Below are 20,942 nucleotides of genomic sequence, written 5' to 3'. Positions count from 1 at the left end.
GCTTCGATGCCCGGGTCCCCTGTCGATCACGGCGTGATCCGATGTCGAAAAAATACGCAGGCAAAATAATCCGGTCATAGCGCAAATCGGCAAATCCGCGACGGCGTTTACCCGCCGTCGCGGCTTTGCCGTCATGCGAACGGGACGGCCTCGAAGCCGGCCGCGAGCGCGTCGACGATCCGGTCGAGCTGCTCGCGCTGGATCACGAGCGGCGGCGACAGGATGATCTTCGTGCCGACCGGGCGCACCAGCACGCCGTTCTCGCGGGCGACTTCCGCGACCGCGTTCGCATAGCCCGACAGCGGATCGATCGGCTCGCGCGTGTCCTTGTTCGCGACGAGGTCGAGCGCGAGCATCAGCCCCTTGCCGCGCACCTCGCCGACCGCCGCGAAGCGTTCCGCGAACGGCTGCAGCGCTTCGAGCAGATACGCGCCCTGCTTCGCCGCATTCGCCGGCAGGTCCTCCTTCACGACGATGTCGAGGCTCGCGATCGCGGCCGCGCATGCGACCGGATGGCCGGCGTACGTGTAGCCGTGCATGATCGCGCCGCCGAAATCGGCATTCGCGGCGAACGCGTCCTCGATCCGCGCGTTCACGACCGTCGCGCCGAGCGGCACGTAGCCCGACGAAATCCCCTTCGCGAGACACATGATGTCAGGGCGCACGCCCCAGCCGCGGCTGCCGAACAGACTGCCGCTGCGGCCGAAGCCCGTCACGACTTCGTCGGCGATCAGCAGCACGCCGTAGCGGTCGCACACTTCCCGCACCAGCGGCCAGTAGTTGGCCGGCGGCACGATCACGCCGCCCGCGCCCTGGATCGGCTCCGCGATGAACGCGGCGACCGTATCGGGGCTCTGGAACTGGATCTCGCGCTCGAGCATTTCCGCGCAGATCCGACCGAGTTCCTCCGGGTCCTGCGTGAACGGGTTGCGGTACAGCCACGGCGTCTCGACGTGGAAGCAGCCGGGCAGGTTCGGCTCGTAGTTGCGGCGGAACATCGTATTGCCGTTCACCGACGCGCCGCCGAAGTGCGTGCCGTGATACCCCTGCTTCAGCGAGATGAACTTCGTGCGGTCGGCCTGGCCGCGCACTTTCCAGTACTGGCGCGCGATCTTCAGCGCGGTCTCGATCGAGTCCGACCCGCCCGAGCTGTACAGCACGCGGCGCATCCCTTCCGGCTCCAGCATGTCGATCACCTTCTTCGACAGCTCCTCGGCGCGCGGATGCGAAATGCCGTCGAACAGCTGGAAGTATTCGAGTTCGTCGAGCTGACGCACGATCGCGTCCTTCACTTCCCGGCGGTTGTGGCCGACGTTCACGTTCCACAGGCCCGCGACGCCGTCGACGAGCTTGCGCCCCTGTTCGTCGAACACGTAGCAGCCGTCGCCGCGCACGATGCGGATCGGCTTGCGCTGTTTCATTTCGTTCGGGTGCAGCATCGGGTGCCAGAACTTCGCTTCGTTGTAGCTCATTGCAATCTCCACTGTCGGATCGGTTTTTGCGGTTTTTGGATGGGCCCGCGCGTCAGTGCGCGATGCAGACGGATTTGGTTTCGGTGAAGCCTTCGATCGCGTACTGGCCGAATTCGCGGCCGATGCCCGATTGCTTGTAGCCGCCGAACGGCATCGACGGATCGAGCGGGATATGGCAGTTCACCCACACGGTGCCGGCCTCGATCTGCGGCACGAGGTTCATCACGCGTGTCAGGTCGTTGCTCCAGATGCTCGCGGCAAGGCCGTACGGCGACGCGTTCGCGAGGCGCACCGCGTCGGCCGCGTCGTCGAACGGCACGACGACGATCACCGGGCCGAACACCTCGTCGTGGACGATCGCGCTGTCCGGATGCGGATCGGCGATCACGGCCGGCTTCACGTAATAGCCGGGCAGATCGTCGGCCGGCGAGCCGCCCGCGAGGAACGTGAGGCCCGCACGGCGCGCGCCTTCGATGTGCTGGACCACCTTGTCGCGATGCTGCGCGGACACGAGCGGGTTGATCTGCGCGGTGGTGTCGAGGCCCGCACCGAGCTTCATCGACTGCGCGACGCCCGCGAGGCCGTCCGCGAGTTGCGCGAACTTGCTGCGATGCACATAGATGCGCGACGCCGCCGCGCACACCTGCCCCTGGTTGAAGAACGCGCCGGCGGCGACGCCGTCGAGCGCCTGCGCGACGTCGACGTCGTCGAGCATCACGATCGGGTTCTTGCCGCCGAGTTCGAGCGAGAAGCGCGTCATGTTCTGCACGGCCGCCGCGCCGACCAGCTTGCCGGTCGCGGTCGAGCCGGTGAACGAGATCTTCGCGATCGACGGGTGGCTCGCGAGCGCCGCGCCGCAGACGCGCCCGCCCGTGACGACGTTGAACACGCCGGGCGGCACGCCGGCTTCGCGTGCCAGCTCGGCGAGGCGCAACGCGGTGAGCGGCGTTTCCGGCGACGGCTTCAGCACGATCGTGCAGCCGGCCGCGAGCGCGGGAATCAGCTTCCACACCGCGATCATCAGCGGGAAATTCCACGGCACGATCGCGGCGACCACGCCGACGGGCTCCTTGCGCGTATAGGCCGTATAACGCGCGCCCGGCGGGAACGGGATCGACACGTCGAGCGTCTGGCCGGTGATCTTGGTCGCCCAGCCGGCCATGTAGCGCACGTATTCGACGCTCGCGCCGACTTCGACCGCGCGCGACACGTGAATCGACTTGCCCTGGTTCAGCGTTTCGAGCTGCGCGAGCGTTTCGGCGTCGGCTTCGATCAGGTCGGCGAGTTTCAGCAGGATGCGTTCGCGGTCAGCCGGACGCAGCCCGCTCCAGACGCGCGTGTCGAACGCGTGTTTCGCGCTGGCGACCGCGCGGTCGACGTCGTGCGCATCGGCATCGGCGACGGTCGCGAGCCGCTCGCCCGTGGCGGGGTCGTACACATCGACGCGCGCTGCCGCGTGCGCCGTCTGCATGGCGCCGTCGATGAAGAGGCCGAAATCGCGCGCAACGAAGGTGCGCACGGTGTCGCTGACGGCGACGAAGTTCGTGTTGCTCATGGGCGTCTCGTTGATTGTCGTGGCTGGACCGCGTGCCGCCGAGGCACGCGGGCGTCGGACCACTGTATCGACGAGGAATCGAGCCCGGTGAGCGCAAATTGGCAGCGCGTGGGGAATCAGAGGCGGGTGAGCCGGACGCGCGCAAGCGTGGCGTCGCGACGGACGAACGCCGCGTTATCGTCCGACGAATGACGCGATGTGATTGCGGACAGGGAAAAACTTACAGGAACAGCGCGCCGACCAGCTCCGTGCGGTTCGACACGCCGAGCTTGCGGTACATGCGCATCAGGTGCGTCTTGATCGTCGGTGGCCCGAGCGCGAGGTCGCGCGCGATCTCCTTGTTCGAGCGGCCGTCGCGCACGAGCCGCGCGATCTGCTCCTCGCGGTAGGTCAGCCGTTCCTCGCAACCGATCCGGTGGATGCCGCGCCGCGCGCGCAACAGCGGGCTCAGCGCCGCTTCGGCGACCGGCTGCAGCCGCGCGAGCGCGTCGATCTCGCCGGGGGCGAACCGTCCCGCGGTGCCGTTGCCGTTCGCGTCGCCGATGCCGAAGCGCAGCAGCGAGAACGCGCCGACCGTGCGACCCGCGTCGCGCAGCCAGATTTCGACGACATCGGCCACGTCGTGTCGCCGCAGAAAACGGGTCCAGTACGCGGACGCCGCGCGTCGTTCGTCAGGCAGTTGCGACGCGAGCGTGACGACCGCGCGGTCGCCCGCCGCGCAGCGCGACGGATGCAGCGGATCGAGCATCCGGTAGCGGGCGACGTAGGTGCGGTGCATCGATTCCGGCATCCCGAACAGCTCGAAATCGGCCGGCTCGCCACTCTGATCGAGCCGGTAGAACACGATCGCGGACGGGCTCGCGAACGCGTCGAACGCATCCACGCACGCGTGCAGCGCGCGCTGCCAGTCGGCGGGAGCGTGGTCGGCGGGAACGGACAAGGTCGGCATGGGAAATCGGCTGGCGGATGGACGCATCGAATCTCGAAGTCCGGGCCAGCCTACCGGCGCCGAAAAGCGCCGGTGAGCACGAATCGGCAAATCGTCCCGGGCCGGCCAGGGTGGCCGGTTCAGGCGGGACGATGCCGGCGCGCGGCGGTGCGCGCGCCTCGTTTCAGCGGGCGTTCGCGGCGAACGTGTCGCAGGCGCTCACCTCGCCCGACTCCATCCCGCGCCGCAGCCAGTACACGCGCTGCTCGCTGGTGCCGTGCGTGAAGCTTTCGGGCACGACGTAGCCCTGCCCTTGCTGCTGCAGCCGGTCGTCGCCGATCGCAGCAGCCGCCTTCAGCCCCTGCTCGAAATCGCCCGGCTCCATCAGCCGCTGGTTCGCGCGCTGCGCGTTGTTCGCCCACACGCCGGCAAAGCAGTCGGCCTGCAGTTCCATCCGCACCGACAGTGCGTTCGCGCGCGCCTGGCTCGAGCGCCGGCGCGCGGCGTCGACCTTGTCGGCAATGCCGAGCAGGTTCTGCACGTGATGGCCGACTTCGTGCGCGATCACGTAGGCCTGCGCGAAATCGCCGCCCGCGCCGAAACGCTTGCGCAGCTCGTCGTAGAAGCCGAGATCGATATACACGTTGCGGTCGCCCGGGCAGTAGAACGGCCCCATCGCGGTCTGGCCGGTGCCGCATGCGGTCGGCGTCGAGTTCGTGAACATCACGAGCTTCGGCGGTTCGTACTGCGCGTGCAGCTGCGTGTTGAACACGCCCGTCCACGTGCGTTCGATATTGCCGAGCACCTTGCGCGTGAACACCGCGCCGGGATCGTTCGCCGGCGCGCCCTGGTGCTGGGTCGGCGCGGGCTGCGCCTGCTGCTGGCGGCCCTGCAATGCCGACGCGCCTTCAAGCACGACGCGCGGGTCGATCCCGAAGAAATACGAGGCGGCCAGCGCGACCACGATCGTGCCGATGCCGATCGTCGCGCGCCCACCGCCGAACCCGCCGCCACCGCGTCGATCCTCGACGTTGGCGCTTTCTCTTTCGTCGTCCAGCCTCATTGCCGGCCCCTCCCTGTTCTTTTGTCGATGGTCCGGCCGCGCCAGCGCGCAACCGGGCGATACGCCGTGGCGACACGAGCCGTCGGCGGATGCGCTACCTATGTGTCGGACGCCCGCTCGCGCCGATCCGGCCTGCCGCGCCTTTGCTGGCCGCACCTTTGCCGGCCGCGCCTTTGCCGGCCGCGCCATTCTTACGACGGAATCGGCTGGCCGACGCGCGGCGCGTCGTTGCAAACGCCCGCTCGCACTATTTTGCCGGGCTTTCGTGGCTTATCGCAAAAATGTGGAGGATAGAGCGATTCGGCGTCAGACATCGTCAGCCTTTGCAAAATGGGCCACGGCCGCCGCACCTGGCCGTCCGGCCGACCCGCGTTCATCCTTTCGGCGGATACCGGCGCGCGCCGGCGCCGCCTAAAGTGGCCGGAACGCCCCCTTTCCGGAGAACCACATGACGCACCCGCCACCCCGCACGATCGCGATCACCGGCGCAGGCACCGGCATCGGCGCCGCATGCGCACGCCGCTTCGCCCGTCGCGGCGACCGCGTCGTGCTGATCGGGCGCCGCCAGGCGCCGCTCGATGCACTGGCTGCCGAGACGGGCGGCCTCGCGCTGGCCGGCGACGCGGCGAGCCCCGCCGACTGGGCCGGCTTCGTGCAGCGCATCGCCGAACGCTTCGGCCGCGTCGACGCGCTCGTCGCGTGTGCGGGCGGCCACGGCATCGGCCGCGCGGACGAAACCGACGACGCGCAATGGCGCGACGCGATGCACGCGAACCTCGACACCGCGTTCGTCAGCGCGCGTGCGTGCCTGCCCGACCTGATCGCGCAGCGCGGCAATATCGTGCTGGTCGCGTCGATCGCGGCGCTCGCGGCCGGCCCCGGCGTATGCGGCTACACGGTCGGCAAGCACGCACTGCTCGGGCTGGCGCGATCGCTCGCGCGCGACTACGGTCCGCACGGCGTACGGGCGAACGCCGTCTGCCCGGGCTGGGTCCGCACGCCGATGGCCGATGCGGAAATGGCCCCGCTGATGGCCGCGCACGACGATTCGCTCGACGGCGCGTACGCCCGCGTGAGCGCCGACGTGCCGCTGCGGCGCGCGGCCGATCCCGACGAGATCGCGGCCGTCTGCGCGTTCCTGGCGTCGCCGGACGCATCGTTCGTGACCGGCGCGACGCTCGTCGCGGACGGCGGCGCGATGGTCGTCGACGTGCCGACGCTCGCGTTCGACCGGCTTTGACGCCAGCAGGCGCGCCGCGGGTAGGAGACATCGAGCGGGCAGCGTGTCGTGAGCGACTACCGGTACCCGCCCACGACACGCGCGGCGCCGCCCGATCGTTTCCTGCCCGGGAAATCCGCTACCATCGACCGATCCCGCCGCTTCCGCCGGCACCGTCTCACCGTTCGGAATTCGATGAACATCCGGTTTCTGGAAACCTTCGTCTGGCTCGCGAAGCTGGAAAACTTCCGGCTCACGGCCGAGAAACTGCACACGACGCAGGCCGCCGTGTCGAGCCGCATCGCCTCGCTAGAGGAAGCGTTCGACGTGCGCCTGTTCGACCGCAACACGCGCTCGGCCACGCTCACGCCCGCGGGCCGGCGCATGCTGGCCTACGCGGAGCGGATCGTGCGGCTCGACGGCGAAATGCGGCGCGACATCGACGCGGCGAGCGACGCGGGCCTGATCCGGATCGGCGTGATCGAATCGATCGTGCACAGCTGGTTTCCCGCGCTGATGGCGCAACTGCGCGAGCGCTATCCGCGCCTCGACGTCGAGATCACGAGCGACACGACGCTGCATCTGATTCGCCTGCTCAGCACCGACGGCGTCGACCTGATCCTGCAGACCGACCCGGTGCCGGGCCCGGACTTCACGAACCTGCCGCTGTGCGAATTCCCGGTGCGCTGGGCCGCGAGCCCGCGCCTCGGGCTCGGCGGCCAGCCGCTCGACGTCGCGCGCCTGGCCGGGTTTCCGATCATCAGTTTCTCGCGCCACTCGGGGCCGCACGCGACGATCGAGCGGCTGTTCGCGGCGGTCGAACGGCCGGCCAGCATCAACTGCATCACGTCGGTCGCCGCGATGATCCGCCTCGTCGCCGACGGTCTCGGCGTAGCCGCGCTGCCGCCCGCGATCATCGGGCGCGAGCTGCAAGAAGGCACGCTCGAACTGCTCGACGTCGAGCCTGAATTCCCCGCGCTGCCGCTCGTCGCGACGTACCGCAGCCAGGGGCTGCCGGTCGCCGCGCGTATCGCGGAACTCGCGAGCGAAGTGGCACGCACGATGGCGGCCGCCGCGAACCTCGCGAACCCGGCCGTCGCCGATCGCGTCGAAGCAACGCCCGCGCGCAAGGCGACGGAGGCAAAGAACAGCACATCGGCAAAGGCGAAGCGCCCGCCGAAAACCGCCGCGCCTGCCGCGAAACGCCGTCCGCGCCGCTCATAAGAAAACCTGTTCACCGCGAATTTGTTTTCTTGTTGGACGGGTGCGGACCGTCTTCGGGACACTGGGGTTTCTGACCTACCCGTCTCGAGGCCCCCCGCGATGACCCGCCTTTCCCTTCCGCACGGCCAGCTTTGCGTCTGGACGGATATCGACCCCGCGCACGAAGCCGATTTCAACGCGTGGTACGACCGCGAGCACATGCAGGAACGTGTCGCGATTCCCGGCTTCACGCATGCGCGGCGCTTTCGCGCGACCGACGGCGGCCCGCGCCGATATCTCGCGCTGTACGTGACGGACACGCTCGACGTATTCCGCGGCGACGCGTACCGGCGTGCGTTCACGCAGCAGACCGCATGGTCGCTCGCGAACTTCGAGCGCATGACGGGCACGCAACGGCGCGTCGGCGAGCTGACGATCGAGGCCGGCGACGGCGAAGGCGCCCATCTCGCGCTGTTCGTGCTGCCGCCGGACCGCATCGACGTGCCGCACCTGCGCGCGCGCTTCGCCGCCGCGCTGCACGAACCGGGCATCCACGCCGCGCGGCTCTTCCGTACGTCACCGGACCTGTCCGCGCCGATCGGCGCATCGGCGGCCGCCGGCCCGGCCGCCGATGCGCTCGTGCTGATCGAAGGCAGCGACGCAGCGGCCGCGCGCCGCGTAGCCGCTGCGCTCGCCGGGCACGACGACGTGCGCACCTTCGATCTGCTGTGGCGCGCCGCCGCACCGCTGCCGGCTGCGCATCGCGACGCCCAGGCGGCGGCCGAACCGGCCGCCGTCGTCGCCCCCGCCCTGCCTGCCTGAACGCTGAACGCCCACGCCGGCCCCGCGCTTCATCCCGTCATCCGTCACGACCTGCCCGATACCATGAGCACTCTCGCCCAGCCCGCCGCCCACACGCCCCGCCGTGTCCGCAACAGCCGACTCGCGACCGCGAGCATGATCGGCACGTCGCTCGAGTGGTACGACTTCACGATCTACAACACGCTCGCCGCGCTCGTTTTCAACCATCTGTTCTTCCCGTCGGTCGATCCGCTGGCCGGCACGATCCTCGCGTTCTCGACCTATGCGGTCGGCTACGTGTCGCGCCCGCTCGGCGGCTTCGTGTTCGGCAACCTCGGCGACCGCATCGGCCGCCGCGCGGTGCTGATGCTCACGCTCGTGCTGATGGGCGTGACGACCGCGCTGATGGGCGCACTGCCGACCTATGCGCAGGCCGGCATCCTGAGCCCGATCCTGCTCGTCGCGCTGCGCTTCGTGCAGGGCGTCGCGCTCGGCGGCGAATGGGCCGGCGCGGTCCTGCTGTCGGTCGAGCACGGCGACCAGAAACGGCGCGGGCTGTCCGCATCGTGGACGCAGATCGGCCCGTCGTTCGGCACGCTGCTCGGCACTGGCTGCATCGCGCTCGTCACGCTGTCGACCACGTCCGACACGTTCCTGTCGTGGGGCTGGCGCGTGCCGTTCGCGGCCAGCGCGCTGCTCGTCGCGTTCGGCTTCTGGGTGCGGCGCGGCGTCGACGAAACGCCGCAGTTCGAGCAGCTCGCCGAATCGCACGCAACCGCCGAAGTGCCCGTCGCCGACGTGCTGAAGTACCACTGGAAGCGCCTGCTGATCGCGGGCGGCTCGCGGATCGGCTCGGACGTGCTGTATGCGCTGATCGTCGTGTTCACGCTGACCTACGTGACGACCGTGCTGCACCTGTCGCGCCCCGTCGCGCTGACGGCCGTGATGATCGGCACGGCCTGCAACGCACTCGCGGTGCCGTTCTTCGGCGCGCTGTCGGACCGCTTCGGCCGCCGGCCCGTGTATCTCGCCGGCGCAATCGCCGGCATCGTGTGGGCGTTCGTGTTCTTCACGCTGCTCGATTCGGCGCGCCCCGTGGCGATCGTCGCGGCCGTCGCGATCGGCCTCGTGATCCATGCGGTGATGTATGGCCCGCAGGGCGCGTTCGTGACCGAACAATTCCCGACGCGCGTGCGCTATGCGGGCTCGTCGCTCGCGTACACGCTCGCCGGCATCGTCGGCGGCGGCTTCGCGCCGCTCGTGATCGCCGCGCTGTTCCGGCAGACGGGCACGACGACGGCCGTGTCGTTGTACGTCACCGCCGCGCTCGTCGTCACGTCGATCGCGCTCGTCGCCGCGCGCGAGACCGCGCACCGGCCGCTCGAGGATTGAGCGCCGCCGCCAGCCCAGTCATTCCTTCGCACTTCAAACGGATAACCGCATGCCAACCCTGTCGTTCAACGTGATTTCCCTGCAAGGTGCGCCGGCCGCTGTCGACGCCGACATCGAACGCGTCGTGATCGCCGGCTGGGCCGGCCGCGACCCGGCCGCGATCCAGACGCACATCGACGAACTCGCGGCGCTCGGCGTCGCGCCGCCGTCGACCACGCCGTGCTTCTATCGCGTGTCGTCCGCACTGCTCACGCAGGCGCCGTCGATCGGCGTGCTCGGCGCGCGCTCGGGCGGCGAGATCGAATGCGTGCTGGTGGACAGCCCGGCCGGCACGCTGGTCACGATCGGCTCCGATCACACGGATCGCGAAGTCGAAGCGTACAGCGTCGCCGTGTCGAAGCAGGTGTGCGCGAAGCCGCTCGGCCGCGACGCATGGCGTCATGCGGATGTCGCCGATCACTGGGATGCGCTCGAGCTGCGTTCGTGGCTGATCGCGCACAACGGCGAGCGGCGCGCATACCAGCACGGCGCGGTCAGCGGCCTGCTCGCGCCCGACGCGCTGTGGCGCCGGTTCGACGATCGCCGCACGATGCCCGCGCGCTGCGCGATGTATGGCGGGACCGTCGCCGTGCATGGCGCGATTGCCGCGATGGGCGACGGCGATGCGTTCGAGATGGAACTGCACGATCCGGTGCTCGGACGCAGCCTCACGCATCGCTATGCGGTCGAGGTATTGCCGGTCGTGGCTTGACCGCGAACGGAAAACCGCACGGGACGCGGGCACGACGGCCGTCAGTCGTCGCGCCTGTTCCTACCTGTACGACTCAAAGCAGTGGTAGTCCGGGAAGTTGAACTGCGAGTTGCCGCAGTACAGCACACCTGCGAGGTTGGTACACCCGCTCAATGTGAACATGATTGCCCCCGCAACCGACGCTTTCCAGCCGAAATGCAACATCTCGCCCCCGTTTTCACCTTGTCGGTGTCGACTGACATGATGCGCATCGGACGCACGCGGGTATGTGGAGAATTGTGACCCCGGGCTTCTTCGGTTCGCCGTGACGTGTTTCCGTGCCCGGACGAAACCCGTGCTACCCGCCGTTGCTCACCCGAGACACCCGAGCCCCGCCAGCGTCGCCTCCACCGCCGTATCGAGCGGCGTGACCGGCTCGCGGCCGAGCACCGCGGTCACGCGCGCGTTGTCCATCCGGATCGGTTCGCGCCACAGGTAACGCATCTCGAGCAATTCGCGCAGCGTCGTGACGAACGGCGCAGCCACGTACACGAGCCACCACGGGAAATCGCGCAGCGCCGGTCGCATGCCGTGCCGCTGCGCGACGCGTTGCACGGCCAGCGCCATCTGCATGCCGTCTTCATCCCAATGCCCGCCCAGATGAAAACGCGCGAACGGCTCCAGCGTCTCGCGCCGCTCGATCAGCTCGACCATCACGCGGGCCACGTCCGGCACATACGACCATTGATGGCCGACGCCGCGGCTCGGCACGCTGATGGCGGCGACCGGCCGCCCCGCCTTGACCAGCCCCTGCGAGAACCAGCTGTTGCCGAGTTGCGGCCCGAAGAAATCGCCGGCGCGCACGACGATCGCCGGCACGCCGTGCGCGCTGGCGTCCTGCAGCCGCCGCTCCAGTTCGACGCGGATCGCGCCCTTGCGGGTCGCCGGATGCTGCGGCGCGTCTTCCCGCAGCACCGGAAACGCATCGGCGCCGAAGTTGTAGACCGTGCCCGGCAGCACGACGGTCGCCTGCGCGGCCCGGGCCGCCGCGATCGTGTTGTCGATCATCGGCAGCACCTGCGTGGCCCAGTTCCGGTATCCGGGCGGGTTCACCGCATGCACGATCACGCTGCAGCCGCGGGCGGCGCGCACCACCGCATCACGATCCAGCGCGTCGCCGCGCACCCATGCGATGCCGTCGCGCTCCACGACTTCGGCATCGAGCCCGCGCTTGAGCGCGCGCACCTGCCAGCCCGCATCGCGCAACTGCCGCGCGACTTCCCCGCCGATCCCGCCGCTCGCGCCCAGCACGAGGGCCTGCCGTTGCGTCCCGCCTGCGTTTGCCAACATTGCCGCTCTCCTTGAATGGAACCATCACGACACGCATTCTGGCGCGCCGGTGACTATCAAGGAATTGCCGAACCTGGCAGATCGGCTATACATTTATGTATGACCATCGATCTGAACTGGGAACGCTACCGCACCTTCCTCGCGGTCCTGACGGAAGGCTCGCTGTCCGGCGCGGCGCGCGCGCTCGGCATCACGCAGCCGACGGCCGGCCGCCATGTCGCGGCGCTCGAAGCCGCGTTCGGCCAGACACTGTTCACGCGCTCGCCGTCGGGCCTGCTGCCGACCGAGGCCGCGCTCGCGCTGCGCGGCCACGCGGAGGCGCTGCGCAGCGCGGCGGCCGCGTTCGAGCGCGCGGCGGCCAGCCACGGCGCCGGCGTGCGCGGCATCGTGCGGATCTCGGCCAGCGACGTGATCGCCGTCGAGGTACTGCCGCCGCTGCTCGCGCAGTTGCGGCGCGATCATCCGGGGCTCGTGATCGAACTGGTGCCGACCGACCGCATCCAGGACGTGCTGAAGCGCGAGGCCGACATCGCGGTGCGGATGGCGCCGCCCGCGCAGGACGCGCTCGTCGCGCGGCGCGTCGGCGAAATCGAGGTCGGGCTGTATGCGCGCGACGATTACCTGGCGCACCACGGCGCGCCCGCGACGATCGATGCGCTCGCGCATCACACGCTGATCGGCTTCGATACCGTCACGCCGTTCATTCGTTCGGCGGGGCGCGGCATGCCGCTGTGGAAGCGCGACGCGTTCGCGCTGCGTACCGACAGCAATCTCGCGCAGCTCGCGATGATCCGTGCCGGCTACGGGATCGGTTTCTGCCAGTCGGCGCTCGCGAAACGCGACGCACGGCTCGTACGCGTGCTGCCGGACGCGCTCGGGATGCGGCTGGACACCTGGGTCGTGATGCACGAAGATCTGCGGACCAGCCCGCGCTCCCGGGCCGTGTTCGATGCGCTGGCCAACGGGCTGCGGGCGTATGCGGACGGTGAGGTCGCCGAGTAGAAAGCAGTGGGCGTGAATCGCGCAGGCCGCGCTATTCGTAGATTTTTCCGGCGAACAGGATGTCCGCGATGCGCCGCCAAGGGTTATCGGGCACGTCGTAGAAGCGCAGCCCCTCTTCCGACGCCTCGGCCCAGTCGATCATCGCTTCCAGGTATTCGCCGATCGACCGGTTTTCCCAGCCGAGCGCCGCGTGCGCATACGGCGACAGCGGCACGTCGGCCTCGAGCTGCCGCTCCGTGTGCCAGTCATGGCCGAGCACGCGCAAAAAATGAATCAGCGAACGCTCGTCGACCACGCGCTCCAGCGCATACTGCAGCTTCGCGGCCATCTGGTTCTTCAGTTCGTCGTTCATGCCCATGGCTCCCGACGTGCCGCTCGGTGTCGCGCGGCATGGTTTTACATCAGCAGTTGACGCGACAGCACCTCGCGCGCCTGAGTGACGGTCTCGCGTTCGCCCGGCAACGGCGGCGTCAGCGAAAACACCGCGTCCGGCAGCGGCGGCAGCCGGTATTTCGTGCCGAGCCGCATCAGGCCGTCGCCGATCGCCGACGCGCACAGGCAGCCGACGCCGAGCCCCGCCGCGAGCATCGACTGCAACCCCGCGACGCCCGACGCGCTGTGCACGAGCACGTATGGCGTGTGTTGCTCGTCGAGCGAGCGCACCGCGACCTGATGCATCATGCAGTCGTCCGGCAGCAGCACGAGCGGCAGCGGCTCGGGCAACTGCTCGGCGAGCGCGGGCGACGCGACCCACGACAGCGGTTCGCGCCGCAGCACCCAGCGCGTGTCGGCCGACACCGGCCGGAACGGCCCGCTCGACATGTTCATCACGACGCCGAGATCGATCTGCCCGCGTGCGTGCGCCGCTTCGATCTCCGCGCTCTTCATCGCGCTGACGTGCAGGCTCAACTGCGGGTAGCACTCCCGCAGCCGCGCCAGCATGCCCGCCACTTCATTCGTGCGGTAGTAATCGGTGATCGCGACGCGCAGTTCGCCCTTGATCGCCTGCCCGCGCAGCTCGTCGAACGCGGCCTCGTTCAGCGCGACGATGCGCCGCGCATGCTGCAGCAGCCGCGCGCCGGCCGGCGTCGGCTCGACGCCGCGCTTGCTGCGCACAAACAGCGGCACGCCGGCGCGCGATTCGAGCTTGCGCACCTGCTCGCTGACCGTCGATTGCGACAGGTGCAGCCGCGGTGCAGCGGCCGTCAGGCTGCCGGCATCCGCGACCGCCGCGAAAGTACGCAACTGATCCAGGTCGAAACCGCGCATCGTCGTTCCTCATCCATCGATTAACCCGATGGATGCTACCACTCTTTCCCGCTTTTCCGAACCATGGACGATGCCCAGAATAAGGGGTCAACGGCCTGCTTGCGTCGATCGCCTATCGGGCCCTCATTCTTTGGATCTGCTTTCACCATGACGAACAACACCCTCGCCCCCTGCGCACCAGCCTGCGCGGCCGCCGCGGCGACGCCGCGCAGCCATCATAGCTGGGCGCTCGTGGTCCTGCTGGTCGGCGCCATTCTGCCGCCGCTCGACTACTTCATCGTGAATCTCGCGCTCCCGGCCATTCGCGACGGCATCGGCGCGCACCAGGCCGAGTTGCAGCTCGTCGTGTCGGCCTATGCATGCGCGAACGCGGTCGTCCAGATCACCGGCGGGCGGCTCGGCGACCTGTACGGACGCAAGCGCATGTTCATGATCGGCATGGCCGGCTTCGTGCTCGCGTCGACGCTGTGCGGGCTCGCCGACAACGGCACGGTACTCGTCGGCGGCCGCGTGCTGCAGGGCCTGTTCGCCGCGATCCTCGCGCCGCAGGTGCTCGCGACGATCCGCAGCGTGTTCAGCCCGCAGGAACAGGTGCGCGTGATGGGCTTCTACGGGTTCGCGTTCGGCCTCGCGGCCGTGATCGGCCAGCTTGGCGGCGGCGCGCTGATCAGCCTGCATCCGTTCGGGCTCGGCTGGCGCGCGATCTTCCTCGTCAATCTGCCGATCGGCATCCTGGCGCTGATCGGCAGCTGGCGCTTCATCCCGGAAAATCGCGCGCCGCGCGGCCAGCGCATCGACGTGCCGGGTACGGTGCTGATGTCGCTGTTCCTGCTGATGCTCGTGTACCCGCTCACGCATGGTCGGGAAGCCGGCTGGCCGCTGTGGATGATCGCGTGCGGCGTCGGCGCGCTGCCGATGCTCGGCGCGCTGCTGGCGGTCGAAGCGCGCCGGCTCGCGCGCGGCCACGATCCGCTGCTCGACGTGCGGCTGCTCCGCAACCCGGTCGTCGCGCTCGGGCTCCTGCTCGCGTTCCTGTTCTACACGCTGAGTGCGTTCTTCCTGAGCTACGGGATCTATCTGCAGGGCTGCCTGAACTGGTCGCCGCTCGCGTCCGGGTTCGCGATCCTGCCGCTCGGGCTCGGTTTCCTCGCGAGCCCGCTGCTGACGACGCGCCTCGTCGCCCGCTTCGGCGGGTATCGCGTGCTCACGCTCGGCTTCGCGATGCTCGCGGCCGGCGTCGCGATCGCCGCCGCGCTCGCCCGCGACGGCGCGCCGGGGCCCGGCTTCTATGCGGGCATCGCGGCGATCGGCATCGGGCAAGGGCTCGTGCTGCCGTCGGTCGTGCGGATCGTACTCGCGGAAGTCGATGCGGCCCGCGCGGGAGTCGCGTCCGGGATGGTCAGCGCGATGCTGCAGATCGGCGCGGCGGTCGGCGCCGCGACGATCGGCGGCGTGTTCTTCGCGCGGCTCGGCGTGCATCCGGCCGCGCTCGATTACGTGCAGGGCTTCAGGGCGTCGATGTTCACGCTGACAATCGTGCTGCTGGGCTGCGTCGCGCTGTCGATGGCGCTCGGGCCGCTGCATCGGCGGCTGCATGCGGATGCGTGACGGCTGACGTGCGGCGGTGCCGACACCGTCAGTCCAGGCCCGGAAACGGGCATGGCGCATGCGCGGCGTGGCGGCTCGCCGGCCTCCTCCGTTTCATCGGTGAGGCTCGCGCTGTGCATGCCGCGCCTCCCATTCGGCCAGTTCGACGCGATAGCGCGCGAGCGCTTCGTCGTAAAGATCGAAGACGCACGGCGAGCAACCGCTGTTGCAGCAGTCTTCCAGTTCGGGTTGGACAGGCGGGGTCGGGCGGGGATCGTCGACGGAAGGATCTCCGGAAGCTTGGTTCGGCACGGCGTGGTCCGGTAATGTGGAGTGGTCAGTATAGGGCGATCCGGGCCGCCGCCGCGTTCGGCAGGCCGGGCGGGTCGCCGATGAACGCATCCGTCATGGCGCGATCGCCGCATGCGGCACGCCGCTGCGCTCGCCCATTTCGACCCACAGGAGCCGCACGATGGCCGAAGCCGTGAATCCCCCGGAAGTCTGGGCGCCGTTCGGCGCGTTTTCGATGGCCGTGATCCAGGGCGACGGGCGGATCGTGCATCTGAAGGGACAGGTCGCGCTCGACCGAGACGGGCAGCCAGTCGGCGCCGGCGACATGCGCGCCCAGGTCCGGCAAACGCTCGACAACATCCGCGACGTGCTGGCCGCGCTGGGCGGGCAGTTGCGCGACGTGATCTCGCTCGTCCATTACGCCACCGACATCGATGCGTTCATGCAGGCCGGCGACATCCGCAAGACCTACTTCGCCGAACCCTATCCGGTGACGACGACCGTCCAGGTCGAACGTCTCTACCATCCCGACCTGCTGATCGAGATCGCGGCCATCGCCGAGATTCCGCTGGCGCGGTTTCGTCGGCCCGAGAGCGCCGCGTGAGAGGCATCGGCCGTGTGCAAACGCACGCCGGCCGCTGCCTCGAGATCGCAGCCATCGCCGAGATTCCGCTAGCGCGGCTTCGTCGGCCCGAGAGGGCCGTGTGAAAAGCATCGGGCCTGCGTAAAAACGCGCGCCGGTCACGGCTTTCCCGACCGGCGCGCGCGCTTGCCTGCACCCGCTCGCTTACTTCGCCGGCGCGCCCGGCTTCACCGCTCCCGGCTTGTCGGCCAGCGGCTGCCACGCGGCGCCGAGCGAATACCAGTCGACGCGGCGCGTGAGCGTCATGATGCCGGCAAGGATCGCAAACAGCAGCAGCGAACCGAGCATCAGCGCATTGTCTTCCGACAGCAGCAGCCCGTAGAGCGCCGCGTACAACATCGCAAGCAGCACGGTGAACGTCGCGCCGCGCTTCACGCTGTGCAGCACGAACGACAGGTAGAAGCCGAGCAGCCCGATGCATGCGCCGCTTGCCGCGAGATACGCATAGCCGAACGCAATATGCTCGGACAGGCTCAGCAACAGCAGGAAGAACAGCGCGAGCGACAGGCCGACCAGCGTGTACTGGATCGGGTGAATGCGCAGCCGCTTCACGAGCTCGTACATGAAGAAGCTCGCGAACGTGAGCATCACGAACAGCGCACCGTATTTCGTCGCGCGTTCGGCCTGCAGATAGACGTTCACGGGTTCGATCACCGATACCGACGCCATCTCGATCTCGCCCCCGCCGTTGCCGGACGCCACTTGCTCGCGCGCCTTCGTGTTGAATGACGTCACGTGCCAGTTACTGACGAAGCCGCGCGCATCGATCGTGCGCTCCGCCGGCAGGAACTCGCCGCCGAAGCTCGGGTGCGGCCACGTCGATTTCAGCGAGAAGTCGTTCTGGTCGCCCACCGGCGCGAACGCGACCGATTCGGCGCCCGCCAGCGGCAGGCCGATGCTGAACGGCACGACCGTCGCGCCGGCGTTTGCGTCCGCCAGCGCCGTGAGATCGACGTTCGCATGCACGCCCTGGCGCAGGCTGTCGAGCCGCGTGCCCTGCTCCACGTCGATCCGCTTGCCGCCGATGCGCAGGTCGGGCTGCGCCTTCAGCCCCCGCAGGTCGCCGATGCCGAGCGCGACGTATGCGCCGTCGATCTTGAAGCTCACGTGGCCGTCGGCCTCCGGCAGCTTCTTCAGGTCCGGCAGCGGCAGTGTGCCCGTGATCCGGCTGTCGAGCCCGTACACGAGCGCTTTATGGATACCGCGATAGCGCACGCTGACCGACAGCGTGCCGTCGACCTTCAGCGTCTTCGGGAACACGAGCAGCCGTTTCGTCTCGCTTTTCAGGCTGGTTTTCGCCTTGCCGCCGGCCCGCGCGTCGTCGCTCACGCGCGTGACTTCCGTGTAACGGACGACGAGCACCGGCCCCGTCACCGTCTGCGGCCCCGCGTAGCTCGCCCAGATGCTCTGCAGCGCACTCTGCCGGTAATCGGCGCGTTCCCGCACGATGCTCTGGACCATCTGCAGCGGGATCAGGATCGCCAGCGCGAGAAACGCGGTGATCATGGACTTGAACAACAGGACTCGATTCATTGCTGGCAGGTACCGGAGTGGAAGGTACGTTCAGCATGAGCGGCCCCGGTGAAGGGCGATTGAAGCCGGCGTGAAGCGAATGTGTGGCGAGCGTGAAGCGCGGTCAGCCGGCCGACGGCAGCGTGAGCGTCGCGCACGCGCCGCCTTCCGCGCGGTTCGCGAGCGCGATCTGGCCGCGATGCAGCATCGCGACTTCGCGGACGAAACACAGCCCGAGGCCCGTGCTGCGATCCTGTCCGTCGGGCCGCGGCAGCGAATAGAAGCGTTCGAACACGCGCGACAGCGCATAGTCGGGCACGCCGGGGCCGTCGTCGTCGACGCGCACGACCGCGACGTGCGCCCGCCCCGCCGGCTGCCGCTCGAGCGCGATCCGGATCGTGCTGCCTTGCGGCGCGAAATCCAGCGCGTTGTCGAGCAGGTTGCCGAGCGCCTGCCGCAGCAGGAACGGATCGCCGTCGACGACCGCCGGATCGGCCGCATCGTTCGCATCGATCCGCAGGCTCACGCCGCGCTGCCGCGCGCGCGGCTCGATATCGTCGACGAGCTGTTCGAGCACCGGCCGCAGCGCGACCGGCTCGTGCACCGACAGGCGCTGCTTCTGCTCGACCTCGGCCAGCGCGAGCAGCTTGCGGATCATCTGTTCGAGGCGGCCGGCCTGGCGGCGGATGTTCTCGGTGAAGCGCCGGCGGTTCGCGACCGGCATGTCTTCCTGCAACAGTTCGGCCGCACCACTGATCGCGGCCAGCGGGCTTTTCATCTCGTGCGTGAGCGTGTGGATGTAGGTTTCGACGTACTGGCGGTCTTCGAGCCGCTGATGCATGCTTTCCACCGCGCGCCCCAGTTCGGCCAGTTCGTTCGCGCCCTGCAGCGGCATCGGTGCGCGCTCGCCGGCCGCAATCGCGCGCGCATAGCGCTGCAGGCGCCGCAACCCGAGCACCAGCCACCACGTGCACGCGGCGCCGATCAGGATCGCGCCGCCCATCAGCAACGCGCCGTACAGCATGATCTTGCGCTGGCTGCGCGCGATGAACGGCGCGACCGTCTGGTTCGGTTTCGCGATCGTCAGCACACCGATGATCTCGTTGCCGCGCCGGATCGGCGCCGCCACGTGCATCACGGTGCTGCCGTCGTCGTTCGGATCGCTGCGCGTGCTGCGCGCGCCGTATTCGCCGCGCAGCGTCCGGTACACGTCGTTCCAGCGCGAATAGTCCTGCCCGAGCGCGCTGCCGGACGAGTCGTAGCGCACGATGCCGTGCGCGTCGGTGATGTAGAGGCGGTAGCCGATCGCGTTCTTCTGGATACCCCACACGTTCGCGCTGACCGGGCGCTCGTGCAGTTTCCCGAGCTGCCGCGCGAATGTGCCGTCGGCAATGCGCCCGTTCGCCATGTCGTCGGCCGCCAGCGTCGCCAGTACCTGCGCGGTATCGACGAGCGTGTCCTCCATCGCTTCGCGCACGCCGGGCTTCACCTCCTGCACGAACACGCGCAGCGTGATCAGCGCGGCCAGGCCGACGATCAGGAAAAAGCCGAAGAAGATGCGCAGGCCGATATGCATGGGCGGTGCCGCTCGTTACGGTTGCAGCGAATAACCCATGCCGCGATGCGTGCGGATCGGGTCGCGCTCGGGATCGATCGCGCGCAGCTTGGCGCGCAGCGTCTTGATGTGCGTGTCGACCGTGCGGTCGGCCGAATCGAGCGCCTCGTGCCACACGAGATCCATCAATTGTTCGCGCGAGTAGATGCGCCCCGGATGCCGGACCAGCAGCACCATCAGCCCGAATTCGTAGCGCGTGAGGTCCAGCGCGTGGCCGAGCCACGACACGCGCGCGCCGTCGGTGTCGAGCGTGAAGCCGGAGGCGACCGGTGCCGGCGCGTCGGCCGAAGCGGGTGCGGGCGCCGGTTCCGGTGCGGCCGTCCGGTGAAAGCGGCGCAGGATCACGCGGACCCGCGCGGCCAGTTCGCGCGGCGAAAACGGCTTGACGACGTAATCGTCGGCGCCGATCTCGAGCCCGACGATCCGGTCGATCTCGTCGTGCCGCGCGGTCAGGAAGATCACCGGAATATCGGTGAACGTGCGCAGCCGCCGGCATACCTCGAAGCCGCTGAGGTCCGGCAGGCCGACATCGAGCACCACGAGATCGACATGCGTGTCGCGCAGGCGGTCGAGCGCCGCCTGCGCGAGCGTGCAGTGGACGGTCTGCATGCCGTCGGTGCCGAGGGCATAGACGATCGTGTCCGCGATCGCCTGTTCGTCTTCGACGATCAGGATGGTGGGCTGAGTCATGGTCTCAGGTTCGGGTCTCGGGTTCCGGCCGTGCAAGCCGGTGCGACATTGTACGCACGGCCGAACCCGGCGAGCCTTCCTCCGGCGTACTACGCGACGCGGCCGCTCACCGGAATCGACGCACCGGTGATCGCCTGCGCGTCGGCCGACAGCAGGAATCCGATCGTCGCCGCGAGTTGTTCGGGGCGGACCCAGCGCGAGAAGTCGGCGTCGGGCATGTCCTTGCGGTTCGGCGGCGTGTCGATGATGCTCGGCAGCAGCGCGTTCACGGTCACGCCGCGATCGAGCAGTTCCGCCGCCAGCGCCTCGGTGAGCCGCGTGACGCCCGCCTTCGCGGCCGCATACGCGCCCATCCCCGCGCCGGCCTTGAACGCCGCGCCCGCGCCGATGTTGACGATGCGGCCGGCCTGGCTCGCCACCAGGTACGGCAGCGCGGCCTTCGACGCGTTCAGCGCCGTCTTCACGTTCAGTTCGTACATGCGGTCCCACGTGGCGGCATCGCCGTCGGCGATCGTCTGCCACACGAATGCGCCGGCGATGTTCAGCAGCGCGTCGACCCGGCCGAATTCGCGGTTGACCGGTGTCGAGCGCCTGCACGGCGGCCTCGCGGATCGACGAGA

19 protein-coding genes and 1 pseudogene are annotated in these 20,942 nt (G+C 69.1%); 8 read left to right on the top strand and 12 right to left on the bottom strand.

Translation table 11 applies throughout. From position 1 onward, the window contains the following. Positions 1-131: 131 nt before the first annotated feature. From JMF86_RS18585 to JMF86_RS18570, 4 genes are all read right to left on the bottom strand, one after another. A complete protein-coding gene (locus JMF86_RS18585; protein WP_011547361.1) occupies positions 132-1,472 on the bottom strand; it encodes an aspartate aminotransferase family protein in 1,341 nt (446 codons plus the stop codon). Between the two features lie 52 nt (positions 1,473-1,524). Next, positions 1,525-3,027, bottom strand: coding sequence for an aldehyde dehydrogenase family protein (locus JMF86_RS18580; protein WP_011547360.1), 1,503 nt, complete (start codon positions 3,025-3,027; stop codon positions 1,525-1,527). Positions 3,028-3,247: 220 nt separating this feature from the next. Next, positions 3,248-3,976, bottom strand: a complete 729-nt coding sequence (locus tag JMF86_RS18575) for a LuxR C-terminal-related transcriptional regulator (protein WP_012339720.1) — start codon at positions 3,974-3,976, stop codon at positions 3,248-3,250. A 163-nt stretch (positions 3,977-4,139) separates the two neighbouring features. Further along, the gene (locus JMF86_RS18570) at positions 4,140-5,018 is read right to left on the bottom strand and encodes a neutral zinc metallopeptidase (RefSeq protein ID WP_011547358.1); all 879 of its coding nucleotides are present in this window, start codon (positions 5,016-5,018) and stop codon (positions 4,140-4,142) included. Between the two features lie 448 nt (positions 5,019-5,466). On the opposite strand from JMF86_RS18570, the gene JMF86_RS18565 reads away from it, so the two are divergent. From JMF86_RS18565 to JMF86_RS18545, 5 genes are all read left to right on the top strand, one after another. Continuing rightward, on the top strand, positions 5,467-6,258 hold the full coding sequence (locus JMF86_RS18565) for an SDR family NAD(P)-dependent oxidoreductase (protein WP_011547357.1): 792 nt from the start codon (positions 5,467-5,469) through the stop codon (positions 6,256-6,258). A gap of 174 nt (positions 6,259-6,432) precedes the next feature. After that, the gene (locus JMF86_RS18560; protein WP_011547356.1) at positions 6,433-7,461 is read left to right on the top strand and encodes a LysR family transcriptional regulator; all 1,029 of its coding nucleotides are present in this window, start codon (positions 6,433-6,435) and stop codon (positions 7,459-7,461) included. A gap of 99 nt (positions 7,462-7,560) precedes the next feature. Beyond that, positions 7,561-8,262 carry a DUF4286 family protein gene (locus JMF86_RS18555; protein WP_011547355.1) on the top strand — a complete coding sequence of 234 codons (702 nt, stop codon included), beginning with the start codon at positions 7,561-7,563 and terminating at the stop codon, positions 8,260-8,262. Positions 8,263-8,313: 51 nt separating this feature from the next. After that, positions 8,314-9,633 (top strand): MFS transporter, encoded by a 1,320-nt coding sequence (locus JMF86_RS18550; RefSeq protein WP_027813124.1) that lies wholly within the window; start codon positions 8,314-8,316, stop codon positions 9,631-9,633. Positions 9,634-9,682: 49 nt separating this feature from the next. Then, positions 9,683-10,384, top strand: coding sequence for a DUF2848 domain-containing protein (locus JMF86_RS18545; RefSeq protein WP_011547354.1), 702 nt, complete (start codon positions 9,683-9,685; stop codon positions 10,382-10,384). 351 nt (positions 10,385-10,735) lie between these two features. Here JMF86_RS18545 and JMF86_RS18540 read toward each other — a convergent pair whose 3' ends face one another. Further along, positions 10,736-11,713 (bottom strand): NAD-dependent epimerase/dehydratase family protein, encoded by a 978-nt coding sequence (locus JMF86_RS18540; protein ID WP_011547353.1) that lies wholly within the window; start codon positions 11,711-11,713, stop codon positions 10,736-10,738. A 99-nt stretch (positions 11,714-11,812) separates the two neighbouring features. On the opposite strand from JMF86_RS18540, the gene JMF86_RS18535 reads away from it, so the two are divergent. Beyond that, positions 11,813-12,715, top strand: coding sequence for a LysR family transcriptional regulator (locus JMF86_RS18535; protein ID WP_012339717.1), 903 nt, complete (start codon positions 11,813-11,815; stop codon positions 12,713-12,715). Positions 12,716-12,746: 31 nt separating this feature from the next. Here the strand turns inward: JMF86_RS18535 and JMF86_RS18530 are convergent, their stop codons facing one another. Further along, positions 12,747-13,067: a hypothetical protein gene (locus tag JMF86_RS18530; RefSeq protein ID WP_011547352.1), complete on the bottom strand. Its 321-nt coding sequence runs from the start codon at positions 13,065-13,067 to the stop codon at positions 12,747-12,749. 44 nt (positions 13,068-13,111) lie between these two features. Further along, positions 13,112-13,984 (bottom strand): LysR family transcriptional regulator, encoded by an 873-nt coding sequence (locus JMF86_RS18525; RefSeq protein WP_011547351.1) that lies wholly within the window; start codon positions 13,982-13,984, stop codon positions 13,112-13,114. Between the two features lie 147 nt (positions 13,985-14,131). Here JMF86_RS18525 and JMF86_RS18520 point away from each other — a divergent pair, with 147 nt between their 5' ends. After that, a complete protein-coding gene (locus tag JMF86_RS18520) occupies positions 14,132-15,592 on the top strand; it encodes an MFS transporter (protein ID WP_012339715.1) in 1,461 nt (486 codons plus the stop codon). A 93-nt stretch (positions 15,593-15,685) separates the two neighbouring features. Here the strand turns inward: JMF86_RS18520 and JMF86_RS18515 are convergent, their stop codons facing one another. Beyond that, a complete protein-coding gene (locus JMF86_RS18515; protein WP_006480905.1) occupies positions 15,686-15,883 on the bottom strand; it encodes an oxidoreductase-like domain-containing protein in 198 nt (65 codons plus the stop codon). A 160-nt stretch (positions 15,884-16,043) separates the two neighbouring features. Here JMF86_RS18515 and JMF86_RS18510 point away from each other — a divergent pair, with 160 nt between their 5' ends. Further along, positions 16,044-16,466 carry a RidA family protein gene (locus tag JMF86_RS18510; RefSeq protein ID WP_011547348.1) on the top strand — a complete coding sequence of 141 codons (423 nt, stop codon included), beginning with the start codon at positions 16,044-16,046 and terminating at the stop codon, positions 16,464-16,466. Between the two features lie 183 nt (positions 16,467-16,649). Here the strand turns inward: JMF86_RS18510 and creD are convergent, their stop codons facing one another. The 4 genes and pseudogenes from creD to JMF86_RS18490 all read right to left on the bottom strand — a co-directional run bounded on the left by creD (position 16,650) and on the right by JMF86_RS18490 (position 20,934). After that, positions 16,650-18,038: a cell envelope integrity protein CreD gene (gene creD / locus JMF86_RS18505; RefSeq protein ID WP_011547347.1), complete on the bottom strand. Its 1,389-nt coding sequence runs from the start codon at positions 18,036-18,038 to the stop codon at positions 16,650-16,652. Positions 18,039-18,141: 103 nt separating this feature from the next. Next, on the bottom strand, positions 18,142-19,593 hold the full coding sequence (gene creC, locus JMF86_RS18500) for a two-component system sensor histidine kinase CreC (protein ID WP_011547346.1): 1,452 nt from the start codon (positions 19,591-19,593) through the stop codon (positions 18,142-18,144). Between the two features lie 15 nt (positions 19,594-19,608). Beyond that, positions 19,609-20,322, bottom strand: coding sequence for a two-component system response regulator CreB (gene creB, locus JMF86_RS18495; protein WP_011547345.1), 714 nt, complete (start codon positions 20,320-20,322; stop codon positions 19,609-19,611). A gap of 89 nt (positions 20,323-20,411) precedes the next feature. Further along, positions 20,412-20,934 (bottom strand): annotated as a pseudogene (locus JMF86_RS18490) (SDR family NAD(P)-dependent oxidoreductase). Positions 20,935-20,942 lie beyond the last annotated feature (8 nt).

This window comes from Burkholderia sp. E168m15 (assembly GCF_016586105.1).
GTDB lineage: Bacteria > Pseudomonadota > Gammaproteobacteria > Burkholderiales > Burkholderiaceae > Burkholderia > Burkholderia orbicola.
This window is presented reverse-complemented; position numbering and strand designations above follow the sequence as displayed.

What these genes read in the sequence shown, in the direction of transcription:
- JMF86_RS18585 (WP_011547361.1), bottom strand. Translation starts at nt 1,472, where the DNA reads ATGAGCTACAACGAAGCGAAGTTCTGGCACCCGATGCTGCACCCGAAC.
- JMF86_RS18580 (WP_011547360.1), bottom strand. Translation starts at nt 3,027, where the DNA reads ATGAGCAACACGAACTTCGTCGCCGTCAGCGACACCGTGCGCACCTTC.
- JMF86_RS18575 (WP_012339720.1), bottom strand. Translation starts at nt 3,976, where the DNA reads ATGCCGACCTTGTCCGTTCCCGCCGACCACGCTCCCGCCGACTGGCAG.
- JMF86_RS18570 (WP_011547358.1), bottom strand. Translation starts at nt 5,018, where the DNA reads ATGAGGCTGGACGACGAAAGAGAAAGCGCCAACGTCGAGGATCGACGC.
- JMF86_RS18565 (WP_011547357.1), top strand. Translation starts at nt 5,467, where the DNA reads ATGACGCACCCGCCACCCCGCACGATCGCGATCACCGGCGCAGGCACC.
- JMF86_RS18560 (WP_011547356.1), top strand. Translation starts at nt 6,433, where the DNA reads ATGAACATCCGGTTTCTGGAAACCTTCGTCTGGCTCGCGAAGCTGGAA.
- JMF86_RS18555 (WP_011547355.1), top strand. Translation starts at nt 7,561, where the DNA reads ATGACCCGCCTTTCCCTTCCGCACGGCCAGCTTTGCGTCTGGACGGAT.
- JMF86_RS18545 (WP_011547354.1), top strand. Translation starts at nt 9,683, where the DNA reads ATGCCAACCCTGTCGTTCAACGTGATTTCCCTGCAAGGTGCGCCGGCC.
- JMF86_RS18540 (WP_011547353.1), bottom strand. Translation starts at nt 11,713, where the DNA reads ATGTTGGCAAACGCAGGCGGGACGCAACGGCAGGCCCTCGTGCTGGGC.
- JMF86_RS18535 (WP_012339717.1), top strand. Translation starts at nt 11,813, where the DNA reads ATGACCATCGATCTGAACTGGGAACGCTACCGCACCTTCCTCGCGGTC.
- JMF86_RS18530 (WP_011547352.1), bottom strand. Translation starts at nt 13,067, where the DNA reads ATGAACGACGAACTGAAGAACCAGATGGCCGCGAAGCTGCAGTATGCG.
- JMF86_RS18525 (WP_011547351.1), bottom strand. Translation starts at nt 13,984, where the DNA reads ATGCGCGGTTTCGACCTGGATCAGTTGCGTACTTTCGCGGCGGTCGCG.
- JMF86_RS18520 (WP_012339715.1), top strand. Translation starts at nt 14,132, where the DNA reads ATGACGAACAACACCCTCGCCCCCTGCGCACCAGCCTGCGCGGCCGCC.
- JMF86_RS18510 (WP_011547348.1), top strand. Translation starts at nt 16,044, where the DNA reads ATGGCCGAAGCCGTGAATCCCCCGGAAGTCTGGGCGCCGTTCGGCGCG.
- creD (WP_011547347.1), bottom strand. Translation starts at nt 18,038, where the DNA reads ATGAATCGAGTCCTGTTGTTCAAGTCCATGATCACCGCGTTTCTCGCG.
- creC (WP_011547346.1), bottom strand. Translation starts at nt 19,593, where the DNA reads ATGCATATCGGCCTGCGCATCTTCTTCGGCTTTTTCCTGATCGTCGGC.
- creB (WP_011547345.1), bottom strand. Translation starts at nt 20,322, where the DNA reads ATGACTCAGCCCACCATCCTGATCGTCGAAGACGAACAGGCGATCGCG.